Genomic DNA, 14,899 nt, shown 5'->3' on the forward strand with positions numbered 1-14,899 from the left:
AAAATATATTCTATTATATATTATTTTATTCAAATAGAAAAGTATAGGCAAAATTTAAATTTAATTAAAATTTTTATATGGTAAGCCAATATGTAGTTTATCCATATAATTTTTCCACATTTTACTAGGCAAATTTCCTTCTATATTTAGAGTATCAGGTATATCTGAACCTACATATATAACAGTTGTATAGTAAGGGGAATATCCACAAAACCATAAATCCTTATTATTATCTGTTGTGCCAGTTTTACCGGCTGATGGAACAGAACTTAAACTATATCCATAAGCAGTACCGTTAGGTTTATTTAATACTCCTTTTAGAACATTAGTCATATATTGTGTAGCAGTAGGAGTATATATAACTTCAGCAATATGGTTGTTTTCATATAATTTACGTCCAGAACTACTTTCAATTAAATTTACACAAGATGTTTTAATATATTCACCATTACGAGCTAATGTTGAGTAAGCACCAGCCATTTCTTCTGGAGTAACACCTTTTGTAAATCCTCCAACTGCAATTATAGGATTTATATCATTAGGATACAAGTACTTAAAATTCATTTTATGTAAATAATTAACAACATTTTCTGGACCTAAATCTCTAACTAGAGAAAAAGGAATAGTATTAAGTGAAATTTCAGTAGCATATTCTAATGTAACAGTACCTCTATAAGTTGAGTCTGCATTTTTAGGACCATTAGGAATATATTCATCATTCATAATGCTAGAAGGGGTATAACCTTTCTCAAATGCAGGAGTATACGCAACTAATGGTTTAATTGTTGAACCAGGCTGTCTATAAGATAAATAAGCTCTATTAAATGAGTTTAAATTTAAATCAGAACTTCTACCACCAACAATTGATATAACATTACCACTACTATTTTCTATTGTTATTGCAGCACCTTGAATTTTATGAATACCATCATTAGTTAATTCATTATAGGGAAGTAAATAATTATCGAGTGTACTTTGAAGCAATTGTTGTTTATTTACTTCAAAAGATGTGTGGATGTTGTAGCCACCTTTTCTGATTTTAGAGTTAAATTCTGAATATAATTTATCAAACTTATTAAAGTAGTTAGTTCGTTCATCTAACGTTTTAAAGTTTGTTTGAAATTTAAAACCATTAAGTAACATAAGTTCTTTGATAGTACAATCAAGGGCATATGAAATCATATAGTTATCTTCAGTGTAAATTTTATTTTTTCTTGTATTAAGTTCTACATTTTCTTTACAAGCATCTATGTATTGTTTTTCAGAAATAAAATTTAACTTTAACATCTTACTTAAAATTAACTTTTGCCTTTTAAGTGTATTATGGATTTTAGTTAATGGATCATACATAGTAGGATTATTAGGTATAGCTACTAAAAAAGCTATTTGTCCTAAAGTTAAGTCTTTACTGCTCTTATTAAAATAGTTTAATGAAGCAGTTTCTATTCCATAACTATTATTTCCAAAATAAATGTTATTCACATAGTATTCAAGAATTTGTTTTTTAGAGTATTTCTTCTCAAGTTCCAATGAAATAATTATTTCTTCAAATTTTCTTTTAAAAGTTTGCTCATGAGATAAAAGTGTATTTTTAACTAATTGTTGAGTTATAGTTGAACCACCTTGAGTTATGACACCTTTATTTTTTATGTATTCAATACCAGCTCTAATTATGGAAAGCTTATCTATTCCATTATGATTAAAATAATTTTTATCTTCAATTGCAATAAAGGAATCAAAAATTTTAGGATTAATTTCATCATAAGGAAGGTATTCATAATTATAATAAGCTAATTTTTCTATTATATTATTATTACAATCATAAATAATAGTAGGCATGTTTTGCATAAAAGTATCATTAGAAATATTTTTTATTTTTATGTTGGCATCAGCATATATATCTTTAAGTCTAAAATTTGTTGTAAAGAAAATAAAAGAACCAACAAAAATAGTAAATGATAAAAACAATAATAATATTGAACTTAAAATATTTTTAAAAAGCTTACTTTTCTTTTTAGCTTTTTTACGTTTTTTCTTTACTGGTTTTGAGTTTCTATTTTTAGCTTTTTTAGTTATTTTTGACAATAGCTCACCACCTGTACATATAATTAGGACAACTTATATTATACAATGAGAATATAAAAAAACAATAATTATGTAAAAATACCTATATACAAAATTCTTATAAAAAGATTCATGCACATAGGTATTTTATAACATTAAAAGTATTTAAATTTATAACTCATTTTTTACTATGTTACCATTTACCATAATAAAGCTTAGTTTATTTCTTAAATCAAAAGGATGACCATTGTATATTAAAATGTCAGCATCTTTTCCTTGTTCAATACTACCTACTTTGTTATCTAAATCCAAGATTTTAGCTGGATTTATAGTTATAGCTTTTAGAGCATCTTCTTCACTTAGTCCTTCTCTAGATGCAAGGGCAGCACAAATAGGAAGATATTGCAAAGGTATTACAGGGTGGTCTGTCATAAGTGCTACAGTTATACCAGCATTATTTAATATAGCTGGAGTTTTAAAGGTTAGATTTTTAAGTTCTACTTTTGATCTATCAGAAAGTGTAGGGCCTACAATAGCACCTTTAAAATGTTCTTCCTTTAAAGAATCCACAATTAAATGACCTTCAGTACAATGATCCAAAGATATATCTAAATTAAATTCCTTTGCAATTCTAAGAGCTGTTAGAATATCATCAGCTCTATGAGCATGGGCCTTAAGAGGAATTTCTTTATTTATAACCTTAGATAATGCTTCTAACTTCATATCAAATTCAGGCATTTTTGTAGGATCATTTTTAGCATTGTTTTTCTTTTCAATATAATTTTTAGCTTTAATTAAATTTTCTCTAAGGATTGCAGCAGTTCCCATACGTGTAGAAGGACATTTTTTAAAGGAAGAATATACACGTTTAGGATTTTCACCAAAAGCTACCTTCATAGCAGAACATTCATTTATAACCATTTCATTTAAAGTTTTACCAAATGTTTTCATTGTAACAAATTGTCCACCGATAACATTTGCACTTCCAGGACCAGTAGAAACAGTAGTTATACCACCTAAAAGTGCTTCATCAAAACATTTATCTTTAGGGTTTATTCCATCTAAAGCCCTTAAATGTGGTGTTGAAGGATCAGTAGCTTCATTTACATCATCACCTTCAAAACCAATACTATCTTCAAGCATACCTAAATGACAATGAGCATCTATTATGCCTGGCATTAAAAAACCACCTTTTGCATCTATAACTGTAGAATTAGATGGTATAATTAAATTTTCCCCAACATTAACAATTTTTCCATTGTCAATAAAAACTGTACCATTTTCATAATTAACATCCATCATAGTGTGGATATTAGCATTTTTTATAACTATCATAAAAATATCCCCCCCATTTTTTATATTAAATAAACTATAAATTTATTTAGAAACTATTTTACTAAAGTAGCCTTTAGGTATGTATCCTTTTTTTATGCCTTCTGTTACTACAAGATAAGTTGCTGCAGTATCAAATCTAGCATCATGGTAATTGCCGCTACCTGAAAATAACTCATTGGCTTTAGCTCTTATGGTAGTAGAGTCAAGACCTAAAAATCTGACAACCTCTTCAAGTTTAGGATTTTTAATTCCACCTCTGCCATTAGGGCATTTACAAATATTTTTATAATAATTCATAGTACAAAAAGAATTTTTTGGAATGTAATCTAATTCACAAAAACTAAATTCATGAGTTATAAATTTTATATCAAAATTAACATTATGACCGATTAAAATATCAGCACTTGTGAAGTCTTCAACTATTTCTTCATATTGATCTTCGAAATATTTGCCTTCACTTAGCTCATATAAATCCTCAGCTGAAAATCCATGAACATCTTCAGCACTAGGTTCCACATATTCAACAGCAAAAAAGAAATTTTTGCCATAGGTTTGTTGTGGCTTTACATCAGTATTAACTATTATGTAAGACAATTCACATATATTACCAGGACTTATTCCTGTTGTTTCAGTATCAAAAAAAATCATTTTCATAAAAAAATCCTCCTATGGATGCATAATGTTTATAGAAAAATGTTATACAAAAATTCTAAACAAATTTCAAAAACTAAAATTGAATAAACTAATTATAACATATATAACGTTTCAAATTAAGTTTAAAACTTATAGTATTATATAGGTTTAGTTCTAAGACTAATTTTACATTTTTGAAATTAATGGGAAGCCATAAAACTATATATAAAATCTAAACATAATGTTTTACTTATAAATTGAAATAGATAAAAATTAATTCAAAATGAAAATATAAATTTATGTTTGTAAATAAATTTATAAGAGTATTAATAATTGGCATTTATATATACAATGGGTGTTTATTTTGATACAATTGATATAGAATTAATTTCTAAATTTTTTCAATATATATTAAATTTTCTATATTACAGTTTTATTAATGTTAGATACATTAGTAATTATATTAAAATGTTTATAGAGAGGCGGAGTGTTTATGAATTGGATATGGTTAGCACTTATTGTAATTGTCGTATTAATTGATATTTTAAGTAGTGCTTTTACTTATTCATGGTTGGTTATAGGTTTTATACCAGCATTTTTACTTGGATTTGCAGTAAGCTTTGAGATGCAATTGCTTATAGCAGTTATTATAGGTAGTATTTCTATAGCAATAGGTGTAAAAATATCAAGAAAGTATATAAAAAAGACATTTTCAGAAGAAAAATTATTAGTTGGTAAATATATAGGAAAAAGTTTTATAGCAACTGAAGATGTTGAAAAGGAATGCCAAATGAAGGTTAATGGTGTATTTTGGAATGTAAAAAATATAGGAAACCCTATATTAGAAGGTGATAGCTTTATTGTTGATAATATAGAAGGTAATAAGCTAATAATTAGAAAGGGTGATGAATAAAATGGCATTAATAGGAACCATAGCAGTATTAATAGTGATATTAGTTATATTAATTTCAACTATTAAAGTAGTAAACACTGGATATGTTTATGTTTTAGAAAGATTTGGTCAATTTTACAAGCTTTTAGAACCAGGTTGGCACTTAACAATACCATTTGCAGATTTTGTAAGAAAGAAAATATCTATGAAACAACAAATATTAGATATACCACCACAAAATGTTATAACAAAAGATAATGTAAAAATTTCTGTTGATAATGTAATATTTTATCAAGTATTAAATGCAAAAGATGCAGTATATAATATTGAAAACTTTACATCAGGTATAATGTATTCAACTATTACTAATATGAGAAATATAATAGGAGATATGAGTTTAGATGAAGTTCTAGCAGGAAGAGATTCTATTAACTCAAAATTATTGAATATTGTTGATAATATAACAGATGCATATGGAATAAAAATACTTTCAGTAGAAATAAAAAATATAGTTCCACCAGAAGAAATACAAAATGCTATGGAAAAACAAATGAGAGCTGAAAGAGATAAAAGAGCTACAATTCTTACTGCTGAAGGTCAAAGAGAAAGTGCAATATCAAAAGCAGAAGGAGAAAAACGTGCTAAAATTCTTCAAGCAGAAGCTGAAAAAGAAGCTAATATTAGAAGAGCAGAAGGTCTTAGAGAATCTCAACTTTTAGAAGCAGAAGGTAAAGCAAAAGCCATAGAAATTATAGCTAAGGCAGATTCAGATGCAATTTCAAAAGTAAATAAAGCAATAATTGATTCAGGAACTAATGCTACAGTAATAGCATTAAAACAAGTAGAAGCATTAAAAGAATTATCTCAAAATCCTGCAAATAAATTAATATTGCCAGTTGAGTCATTAAAATCATTAGGAAGTATTGCAGCAATTGCAGAAACTTTAAATATGACTAAAAATGAAGATGATGATTAAAAAATTATAAGATATAACAAAAGAGAAATTGAATATTCAATTTCTCTTTTGTTTTTTTAATATAAATTTCAAATTTAAATTTAGGATTCTAATTAATTAAAAAAATCATTCTTTAAAATTGAAAATTTATAAGTTTAAGAATAAAAGGGAAAAGTAATAATATATTTAGTGTATAATTTTAAAATTGTTAGCCAGCTTACAGATTTGTGAAATGGAAACTTAAGGAGGATAAAATGAAAAGAAAAAAATTTATTATAGTAGCAATTGCATGGGCAATTGTAATATTAGTATTAAAATACATGGGCTTATTAACTTTAGATTTAGATACAATAAAGGGTTTTCTAGAAAATAATGAAAAATATGCAGCTATAATGTTTGTATCATTGTGGTCTTTAAGAATGTTACTTCTAATTCCAGGTGTGTTTTGTATGTTTTTAGGTGGAGTTTGTTTTGGAACGTTAAAAGGTTTTGTTTTATCTATAATAGGAATAACTATAAGTGAGATTATAATTTATGTATTAGCCAGTTTATTAGCGGATTCAGATATAAAACGCAAGATAGAGGATAAGTATGGAAATTTAAAACCAATTGTAGAAAAATATAATTATAAATTTTTAGTTTTAGGTATAGTTTGTCCAGCCACTCCAACTGATGTAGCATGTTTTTTATCGGCATCAGCAGGAATAAATTTTATAAAGTATACTTTGATTGTTATGATAGTAAATATGCCTATGACTTTTTTATATAGTTATTTAGGTGTAAGCTTTAATAAATCTATTTATGGTATTCTTTTAATAATAGCAACTATTGTTTTAATTGGGGCATTAAGTTATAAAATGTGGAATGAAATAAAGAAAGAAAGCTACAGTTAAATGGAGCTTTCTTTCATATCTACTATTTATTCAATTTATTTAATAAATCACTCCTAGAAATAGTATTATTAAAAGTTTCAGCAGTATTTACAGCACGAATGATAGCATTTTCCATAACTTTTGATGCAAGCATACCAACAGTACTAACATCAGCTTCAACTAAATTTGTACACATTGTAAAGATAGTATCTCCATCATGCATAGTATGAACAGGATATATTGATTTTGCAAAGCCATTATGTGCTATTGAGGCAACTTTATTAGCCTCAGCTTTATTTAGTTTTGCATTTGTAGCAATTAATCCAATTGTAGTATTACCATTAAATATATTGCTTTTATTTTGATATTCATTTATTAAGACTTTTTCTGTGTTTAAAAATTCAAGTGTATCATAATTTAATGCTCCGGCTAAAATCTCACCAGTTGAAGGGTTTATAACATCACCTAAGGCATTTACTGCAACAATAGCTCCAATTTTTAAATCACCTATTTGAATTGCATAGGAGCCAAGTCCACTCTTCATAGAACTTTTAGGTCCTAAGATTTTTCCAATAGTAGCACCACATCCAGCACCAATATTACCATTTAAGTCTTTAGTATTAGTTTCACTAAATTTACAAGCATCATAACCCATAGATTTATCAGGTCTAATCTTACTATTGCCTATAACTAAATCAAATAATACAGCACTGCAAACTATAGGAACTTTTGCAACACCAACATCAAAACCGATATTTTTATTTTCCAAGTACTCCATAACTCCAGAAGATGCATCTAATCCAAAAGCGCTTCCACCGGCTAAAACAACGGCGTGTATTTTTTCTATCATTTCAGTAGGATTTAAAAGATCAGTTTCTCGAGTTCCAGGAGCGCCTCCTCTTACAGCAACACCACCTGTAGCACCATCCTCACATAAAATAACAGTACATCCTGTTGCTGCATCTACATTTTGTGCATGACCAACTTTAATTTTATCTATATCTGTAAATTGTATTTCTTTCATAAAAATCACCTCATTAATTCTTAAATTGTATACTATAGGGTTCCAAGTTCAAATTTAAAGTAATGTCTTTCTCAAATAATAATACTAATCTTAAAGTTTATTGCTATATTTATATTTGGAACCAGTTGACAATTGAAATTTGACAATTGTTCATTTTTGTACAATAGTTTGACTATGTTTTTTCAACTGAAATCAGTGTAATTACATTTTCGGCTTGTTTCATTATATAACAAAGTGACATTAACAAAATGTCAATGTCACATATATACTATTTAGATTTTCTTATTTTTTTCATTGCTATTATTATAGGTGTTACTATAACTGCTGCTACTAAAGCTTCAGGAATACCATTAGTTGTAGCTATAGTTAAACAAGTTATTGCAGCTGCATTATTGTTTGGAAGATTCCAAACAGCAGAAAGTTTATCTGCATAAATTAAGTATCCAAGACCTAAAACACCTACAGTATTAATAATTGAGCCTAAGAAAGCTGTTACACTAACTCTAACAGTATCCTTTTTTAAAGCAATTATTTTATAAATATAATAACTACCAACACCTATTAATATTCTAGGTAATAAAGCAATTATAGGATTTAAGAACATAAAAGATGTTAATGTTGGAGTTGTAATAGCTTGAAACATGCTAAAAAGTCCAAAAATAAGACCAATTAAACCACCAACAAGAGGTCCTTCTAAAATTCCACCTATTATTACAGGTAAGTGTAATATTGTTGCACTCATAGCAGGTAACGGTATAAATCCTAATTTAGTTACCCCTAAGAATATAGAAATACCTGATAGCATTCCTACAATAGCCATTTGTCTAACTGTAAGTTTTGACTTCTTTGACTTTGTTTTTTTAAATGATGTTTCCATAAAAAATCCTCCCATTCTTATTCCAAAATCGGATATAATTTGGATAAAAATAAATTATTAAGTTTTTATATTGTTCAGTTTCATAAATGAAAATGAATACTGACAATTGTATTTTACCACCTTTATGTTAAAAATCAATAAAAAGAAAAGAATTAAGAATTTTCAGTTTGAAATTTATTACAAATATCATATAAATTACAAATTTATCTTTGTTTAAATTAAAATATGAATTTAGAAGTTTAAATGAAGATGATATAATTACATATATTAAAATAGAAGTAGGGGGTACAGTTTTATGAAAAAGATGTTTGAGGAGAGTAATTTATCAGGAATAACATTAAAAAATAGATTCTTTAGGTCTGCTACTTATGAAAAAATGGCAAATGAAGATGGTCATTTAAATAATGAAATTATAAGTATTTACAAAGACTTGGCAAAAGGGGGAGTTGGCACAATAATAGGGAGTTATGCTTATATTTTAAAAGAAGAGCAACCATCACCTAAAATGATGGGTATATATGATAATTCATTTATAGAAGACTATAAAAAATTAGGATATATAGCACATAGTTATGGAGCAAAATATATACAACAAATAGTATATGGTGGTTCACAAACTACATTTAATATAGGAAAAAGAATTATATTGGGTCCGTCAGCTGTAGAAAATAAAAATACAAAAGTAATACCAGTAGAAATGACTAAAAAAGATATAAATACTATTGTAAAGGCTTTTGGAAGTGCTGCAAAGATTTGTAAAGAAGCAGGATTAGATGGCGTAGAAATACATGGGGCACATGGTTATTTATTAAGTCAACTTTTAAGTCCTTATTATAATAGAAGAACCGATGAGTATGGTGGAAGTTTAGAAAACAGAGCTAGAATAATCGTAGAAGTTTATGAAGAAGTTAGAAGGCAAGTTGGATATGATAAAAACTTTGTAGTAGGAATAAAAATTAATAGTAGTGATTTTGATATAGAAGGTGCTACATTTGAAGAATGTAAATATACATGTAATGAATTAGATAAAAGGGGGATAGACTTTGTAGAAGTAAGTGGTGCATCCTCTTATAAATATTCAGATGTAAATTACAAAGAATCAGTATTTAGAAAATATGCTGTGGAGCTTTCAAAGAATTTAAAAAGCAAAGTGATTTTAGTATGTAAAAATAGAAATATTAATACTATGGAAGAAATTCTTAATAATTCTAAAGTGGAATATTTTTCAATTGCAAGACCTTTAGTGTGTGAACCAGATTTAATAAATAATTGGAGTAGTGATAATAATTATAGTGCAAAGTGTGTATATTGTGGTCAATGTTTAAGTGGTGAAAATCTAAAATGCAAAATTAGAAAATAAAAATGAGTGGATTTACCACTCATTTTTATTATTTATTAATTTTATCTAATGCAATTTCTTTTTCAAGTTCAAAATATGAAGCTGAATTATCTATATATATTCTATGCCAAATTAGATAAACAAGAATTGTCCATATTTTTCTACTTCTATCGAAAGGTCCTTTTCTATGTTCTTCAATCAAGTTAAGAACTTCTTTCTTATTAATATATGGGTCATTACTTTGTTTTACAATATTTACAGCCCAATCGTAAAGTTCATTTTTAAGCCATAGACGAATTGGAACTGGATATCCAAGTTTCTTTCTATCTAATGCTTCTAAGAATGGAAGTTCAGATTTGAAAGCTTCTCTAAGCATGTATTTAGTAACATTACCATTAATTTTCTCTTCTAGAGTTAACTTAGAAGCAACTTTCATAACTTCTTTATCTAAGAATGGAACTCTAAGTTCTAAAGAGTGAGCCATGCTCATTCTATCAGCTTTTACTAGTATATCACCAGTAAGCCAAGTATTGAAGTCAACATATTGCATTTGTGTAACTTCATCATAGTTTTTAGCCTTATCATAAATTGGTTTCATTGTTTTAGGATAAGTAAATTCACTATTATATTTATTTAATATTGATGATTTTTCTTCATCTATAAATATCTTTGCATTACCAACATAACGTTCAGAAATAGGTGTACAACCTCTTTCAAGGAAACTCTTACCTCTCATACCTTCAGGCATTTTATGAGAAATAGATTTTAACATACTTTTTACTGGCTTAGGAACGTTATGGAATCCTTTTAAAGATAATGGTTCATGATATATAGTGTATCCACCAAATACCTCATCAGCACCTTCTCCAGATAAAACAACAGTTACATATTTACGAGCTTCTTGAGATATAAAATATAGTGGAATAGCAGCTGGGTCAGCTACAGGTCCATCCATATGCCAAATTATTTTTGGTATCTCATTTGCAAATTCCTCAGCAGAAATAATTCTACTGATATTTTCAACACCTAATTTGTCAGCACTTTCTTTAGCAAGATCAATTTCACTGTAACCTTCTCTATCAAATCCAATTGTAAATGACTTGATGTTAGGGTCTATTTTACTAGCAAGTGCAGTAACTACAGTTGAATCGATACCACCAGATAAGAATGTTGCTAGAGGAACATCAGCTCTCATATGAAGGTCTACAGAATTAGAAACAACTTTTCTAATTTCAGCCATTCTCTCATCTTGAGGCATTGGAATAGGGTTAAACTGCAATGTGTAATATTGATTTATTTCACAAGGTTTTCCTAATTCTTTTTTTATAGTATGACCTGGTTTTAAAATTTTAACATCATTAAGAATAGTGTTTGGCTCAGGTACAAATTGGAAAGTCAAATAATTATGTAGAGATTCCATATTTATATCTTTACGAACACTATCTTTGTTAGCAAAGAAGCTCTTAAGCTCAGAAGCTATATATAATCCATTTTCTGTTTCAAGATAGTAAAAAGGTTTTATTCCGAAAGTGTCTCTAACACCAAAGAAAGTATTTTTTGTTTTATCCCATATTAATATAGAATACATACCTCTTAATTTATTAACAAAGCTTTCTCCATCACGACTATATAATGTAGCAGCAACTTCAATTTCACATCCTGTTTTGAATGTGTAACCTTCTTTAATTAGTTCTTCTCTTAATTCTATATAGTTATATATTTCTCCATTAAAAACTAATTCGTATTCACCATTTCCATGACTATAAGGCTGTTTACCATTTTCTAAATCTAGTATGCTAAGTCTTCTAAATCCAAGATAAGCGTATTCATCAAAATATTCTCCATCTTGAGTTGGTCCTCTATGTATTATAACTTCAGACATAGGACTAAATTCAGCCTTTTTATCTATGTTCATAGGGTTATTACTAAAAAATGCTACAAATCCACACATATTAAATCCTCCTTAGTAGCTAAAATCAATATTTCTATTAAACTATTTTAAAATTTAATTTAAAATAAAATGATTTAATCTTAATCAAATATTAAAGAATTGTTCAAATATTTAATATATAATTTACTTGTACAGTAAATATTTGCATTAAAAATATAATTATAATATACCATACTATCAATAAAGTACAGACATTATAATAAAAAAACTTCTATTTTTAAGTAAATTTTTGCTTTATATAAAAATTTACTTAAAAAATAATTATTAAAAAAAACATAAATTTTAATGATTCTTTTTATTCAATTAAAGTATATCATATATAAATATAAAATGGTTACATAAATATTTCTCAAAATGAGTAATATCTTATTTTATGTAAAAATAATTAGAGATAAATTGGAAAAATGTCAAATTCATATCAAAAAAAAACGAAAGAAAAGAATGAACAAAAGAAGGTAAAAAAAAGGAGGATATAGAATAATAGTAATTGTAAAAAACTTACAAACAGGGGGAAATTAAATATGTCAGAAAGTAGAGGTAAAAGTATTACTTTTTATTATTATGGTAATGACCATATGACAATTAATCTTTACAAATATATAAAAACTAATATAGAGAATAATGTATTTATGTATTTAAATTTGGAAGATAAAACCTATGATTTATTGAATGAATTTTTGCAAAATACAGAAAAATTGATGGTTAAAAATGATAGTATTCAAAATGTAATATTTGAAGATGAAAAGTATGTATTGGAAGATTTTTTAAAAAGATACAGGGATGATAAAATTTCTCTTGGATTTTATAATGTGATATTCGTTATAGATGCTAGATATATAATAGAAAATAGTAGTAAAGAAGTGTTTAAAAGACTTATAGAAAATATTTATGAAATAACTTTAAATAACGATATAACAGTATTAGTATTATATGATTTTGAAGATTATACTAGGGATGCTAAATATATAGATAAGGAAATAATAAGATTATCTTATGATAAACATAGTCATAGAATGTTTGTTAATGAAATTATTCCTATGTATGAGTTTGTGAATACTAAAAGTTTAGCTTAATTAATAATTGTTAAGACTATAGAATAATTGTTGTTGATTAAAAAAATAATATATATTATTCTATAGTTAAAATAATTATTTTTATTAAAGAGAGGCTAAATAAATGCATATTGTTGATATTAGCAAAATGGGTATAACTGAATTAAAAAAGTATTTAAAAGAAAATGATATAAGTGCAGATGTAATAAGAATTCAATTAGTTGGAAAAATGTGCAAGGATAGCTCATTTATCTTAACATTTGATGGAAAAGATGAAAATGATAATTTAGAAGAAGTAGAAGACATAATTTTCTTAGTTAATAAACATATTAGTGAAAAATATGGAAAACTTAAAATATTAGCTCCAAGTGAAAATGGTTTAGATGGATTTTCTGTGGTAGCAGAAAAGAAACCTAAAAGTTGTTGCTCTACAGGAAAATGTAAATCCTGTTCTAATTGTTCATCATGTTGTAAGAAAAATTAGGGATTACATAGAATATATGTTCAGAATCATAGGAAAAGTGTAAATTTATTGAAAAAATTCTAAAAATATATTATTATATATGTAGTTTAATCAATAATAGTTCTTATTAATTTAAAGTAGGGAATTAGAAAAGGGGTATGAAATGAGTATTGTAAAAGTAAGCGAAAATGCTTTTAAGGAATTTAAAAAATTTTTAGAAGAAAATGATGTGAAAACAGATGTAATAAGAATACATTTAGCTGGAATGGGTTGTGGTGGACCAGCATTTAATCTTGTATTGGATGAAAAAAAGGAAGAAGACAATGTAGAAGTTATGGACGGGTTAACATTTTTAGTTGATAAAAATGTTACAGAACAGTTTGGAGAATTGAGTTTATTATGTGCTGATGAAAATGGCATGGGCGGTTTTTCCATAGAAACAGAGAAAAAAGTTGAAGGTGGCTGTTGTTCTGGTTGTTCAGGATGTGGCGAATAAAAAATATTAAAAGGTAAAGCTTTTTTAAGCTTTACCTTTTATTTTTGAGCTTTTTAGCATATACTATTTGAAATACTAATAGAAGAGCTTTAAAAAATTATTGATTTAAATAGCAAGATATATTATTATGTAATTATTCTAATTAATAATTGTTATCAACAACTTTGTCTTAAAAAGTTGATAAGTTATATTTGAATTGAAATTTTAAAACTTAAAAATGCTATTTTATAGCATAAAAAAGGAGAGAAGGATAAATGAACATTATAAAAGTTAGTGAAAATGCTTTTAAAGAATTCAAAGAATTCTTAAAAGAAAATGAAGTAACTGCAGATGTTATAAGAATACACTTTGCAGGCATGGGTTGAGGAGGCCCAGCTTTTAGTCTTGTTCTGGATGAACAAAAAGAAACTGATAATACACAAACAGTAGATGGATTAACATTTTTAGTAGATAAAGAAGTAACTGAGCAATTTGGTACATTATCACTATTATCTGGTGAAGAAAATGGAATGGGTGGTTTCTCAATAGAACCAGAGAAAAAACCAGAGAGCAATGGATGCTCATCTTGTTCAAGTTGCGGTTAATAAAACTTATACATAAAAAAAGCATGAACTTTTAGGTTCATGCTTTTTTGCATTTACAAACATTAACTTTTCACTGTTCACTCTTAGTTTTTAATTGGTTCCAAATATAAAAATAGAAATAATATGTAACTTTAGTAGTATCATTTGAGAAAGCTATTATTTAAAATTTTAGCTTGGAACCCTATATATTGAATCAAAAATAAATTCTAACATAATATAAATATATGGAAATAAGTTTTAAATTTAATTTGTGATTTTATGGTGAAATTTTATGTTAAAATTAAGATGAATTTATAATATTATGATTGTGATAAATATTATAATAGAGATTTCATCTTAGTTTTATTTATATATTTCTATTT

The 14,899-nt window shown here is 26.6% G+C and carries 14 protein-coding genes; 8 read left to right on the top strand and 6 right to left on the bottom strand.

The window, feature by feature from the left end; genetic code table 11:
* Positions 1 to 60: 60 nt before the first annotated feature.
* The 3 genes from AC07E4_RS02545 to AC07E4_RS02555 all read right to left on the bottom strand — a co-directional run bounded on the left by AC07E4_RS02545 (position 61) and on the right by AC07E4_RS02555 (position 4,053).
* Complete coding sequence (locus tag AC07E4_RS02545; protein WP_478215653.1) at positions 61 to 2,085, bottom strand: transglycosylase domain-containing protein; 2,025 nt, start codon at positions 2,083 to 2,085, stop codon at positions 61 to 63.
* A 150-nt stretch (positions 2,086 to 2,235) separates the two neighbouring features.
* A complete protein-coding gene (locus tag AC07E4_RS02550) occupies positions 2,236 to 3,399 on the bottom strand; it encodes an amidohydrolase (RefSeq protein ID WP_034440188.1) in 1,164 nt (387 codons plus the stop codon).
* Between the two features lie 42 nt (positions 3,400 to 3,441).
* Positions 3,442 to 4,053 (bottom strand): 3'-5' exonuclease, encoded by a 612-nt coding sequence (locus AC07E4_RS02555; RefSeq protein WP_034440190.1) that lies wholly within the window; start codon positions 4,051 to 4,053, stop codon positions 3,442 to 3,444.
* 472 nt (positions 4,054 to 4,525) lie between these two features.
* On the opposite strand from AC07E4_RS02555, the gene AC07E4_RS02560 reads away from it, so the two are divergent.
* From AC07E4_RS02560 to AC07E4_RS02570, 3 genes are all read left to right on the top strand, one after another.
* A complete protein-coding gene (locus AC07E4_RS02560) occupies positions 4,526 to 4,945 on the top strand; it encodes an NfeD family protein (RefSeq protein WP_478215654.1) in 420 nt (139 codons plus the stop codon).
* Between the two features lies 1 nt (position 4,946).
* Positions 4,947 to 5,900, top strand: coding sequence for an SPFH domain-containing protein (locus AC07E4_RS02565; RefSeq protein WP_101541677.1), 954 nt, complete (start codon positions 4,947 to 4,949; stop codon positions 5,898 to 5,900).
* Between the two features lie 233 nt (positions 5,901 to 6,133).
* Positions 6,134 to 6,772 carry a TVP38/TMEM64 family protein gene (locus AC07E4_RS02570; RefSeq protein ID WP_478215655.1) on the top strand — a complete coding sequence of 213 codons (639 nt, stop codon included), beginning with the start codon at positions 6,134 to 6,136 and terminating at the stop codon, positions 6,770 to 6,772.
* Between the two features lie 22 nt (positions 6,773 to 6,794).
* Here AC07E4_RS02570 and AC07E4_RS02575 read toward each other — a convergent pair whose 3' ends face one another.
* Positions 6,795 to 7,775: a P1 family peptidase gene (locus AC07E4_RS02575; protein ID WP_478215656.1), complete on the bottom strand. Its 981-nt coding sequence runs from the start codon at positions 7,773 to 7,775 to the stop codon at positions 6,795 to 6,797.
* A 268-nt stretch (positions 7,776 to 8,043) separates the two neighbouring features.
* A complete protein-coding gene (locus tag AC07E4_RS02580; protein WP_034440201.1) occupies positions 8,044 to 8,652 on the bottom strand; it encodes an ECF transporter S component in 609 nt (202 codons plus the stop codon).
* Positions 8,653 to 8,947: 295 nt separating this feature from the next.
* Here AC07E4_RS02580 and AC07E4_RS02585 point away from each other — a divergent pair, with 295 nt between their 5' ends.
* Positions 8,948 to 10,012 carry an NADH:flavin oxidoreductase gene (locus AC07E4_RS02585; RefSeq protein ID WP_478215657.1) on the top strand — a complete coding sequence of 355 codons (1,065 nt, stop codon included), beginning with the start codon at positions 8,948 to 8,950 and terminating at the stop codon, positions 10,010 to 10,012.
* Positions 10,013 to 10,040: 28 nt separating this feature from the next.
* Here the strand turns inward: AC07E4_RS02585 and asnB are convergent, their stop codons facing one another.
* The gene (asnB, locus tag AC07E4_RS02590) at positions 10,041 to 11,942 is read right to left on the bottom strand and encodes an asparagine synthase (glutamine-hydrolyzing) (protein ID WP_034440204.1); all 1,902 of its coding nucleotides are present in this window, start codon (positions 11,940 to 11,942) and stop codon (positions 10,041 to 10,043) included.
* 521 nt (positions 11,943 to 12,463) lie between these two features.
* Here asnB and AC07E4_RS02595 point away from each other — a divergent pair.
* The 4 genes from AC07E4_RS02595 (at position 12,464) to AC07E4_RS02610 (ending at position 14,318) form a co-directional block, all read left to right on the top strand.
* Complete coding sequence (locus AC07E4_RS02595; RefSeq protein ID WP_034440205.1) at positions 12,464 to 13,015, top strand: hypothetical protein; 552 nt, start codon at positions 12,464 to 12,466, stop codon at positions 13,013 to 13,015.
* Positions 13,016 to 13,118: 103 nt separating this feature from the next.
* Positions 13,119 to 13,478 carry an iron-sulfur cluster assembly accessory protein gene (locus AC07E4_RS02600; protein WP_034440207.1) on the top strand — a complete coding sequence of 120 codons (360 nt, stop codon included), beginning with the start codon at positions 13,119 to 13,121 and terminating at the stop codon, positions 13,476 to 13,478.
* Positions 13,479 to 13,620: 142 nt separating this feature from the next.
* Positions 13,621 to 13,953 (top strand): HesB-like protein, encoded by a 333-nt coding sequence (locus tag AC07E4_RS02605; RefSeq protein WP_034440209.1) that lies wholly within the window; start codon positions 13,621 to 13,623, stop codon positions 13,951 to 13,953.
* A 254-nt stretch (positions 13,954 to 14,207) separates the two neighbouring features.
* Positions 14,208 to 14,318, top strand: coding sequence for an iron-sulfur cluster assembly accessory protein (locus AC07E4_RS02610; protein WP_478215658.1), 111 nt, complete (start codon positions 14,208 to 14,210; stop codon positions 14,316 to 14,318).
* The last annotated feature ends 581 nt before the right edge of the window (positions 14,319 to 14,899 follow it).

It is taken from the genome of Clostridium amazonense (assembly GCF_056431285.1).

What these genes read in the sequence shown, in the direction of transcription:
- asnB (WP_034440204.1), bottom strand. Translation starts at nt 11,942, where the DNA reads ATGTGTGGATTTGTAGCATTTTTTAGTAATAACCCTATGAACATAGAT.
- AC07E4_RS02575 (WP_478215656.1), bottom strand. Translation starts at nt 7,775, where the DNA reads ATGAAAGAAATACAATTTACAGATATAGATAAAATTAAAGTTGGTCAT.
- AC07E4_RS02595 (WP_034440205.1), top strand. Translation starts at nt 12,464, where the DNA reads ATGTCAGAAAGTAGAGGTAAAAGTATTACTTTTTATTATTATGGTAAT.
- AC07E4_RS02585 (WP_478215657.1), top strand. Translation starts at nt 8,948, where the DNA reads ATGAAAAAGATGTTTGAGGAGAGTAATTTATCAGGAATAACATTAAAA.
- AC07E4_RS02605 (WP_034440209.1), top strand. Translation starts at nt 13,621, where the DNA reads ATGAGTATTGTAAAAGTAAGCGAAAATGCTTTTAAGGAATTTAAAAAA.
- AC07E4_RS02570 (WP_478215655.1), top strand. Translation starts at nt 6,134, where the DNA reads ATGAAAAGAAAAAAATTTATTATAGTAGCAATTGCATGGGCAATTGTA.
- AC07E4_RS02600 (WP_034440207.1), top strand. Translation starts at nt 13,119, where the DNA reads ATGCATATTGTTGATATTAGCAAAATGGGTATAACTGAATTAAAAAAG.
- AC07E4_RS02565 (WP_101541677.1), top strand. Translation starts at nt 4,947, where the DNA reads ATGGCATTAATAGGAACCATAGCAGTATTAATAGTGATATTAGTTATA.
- AC07E4_RS02560 (WP_478215654.1), top strand. Translation starts at nt 4,526, where the DNA reads ATGAATTGGATATGGTTAGCACTTATTGTAATTGTCGTATTAATTGAT.
- AC07E4_RS02580 (WP_034440201.1), bottom strand. Translation starts at nt 8,652, where the DNA reads ATGGAAACATCATTTAAAAAAACAAAGTCAAAGAAGTCAAAACTTACA.
- AC07E4_RS02550 (WP_034440188.1), bottom strand. Translation starts at nt 3,399, where the DNA reads ATGATAGTTATAAAAAATGCTAATATCCACACTATGATGGATGTTAAT.
- AC07E4_RS02610 (WP_478215658.1), top strand. Translation starts at nt 14,208, where the DNA reads ATGAACATTATAAAAGTTAGTGAAAATGCTTTTAAAGAATTCAAAGAA.
- AC07E4_RS02555 (WP_034440190.1), bottom strand. Translation starts at nt 4,053, where the DNA reads ATGAAAATGATTTTTTTTGATACTGAAACAACAGGAATAAGTCCTGGT.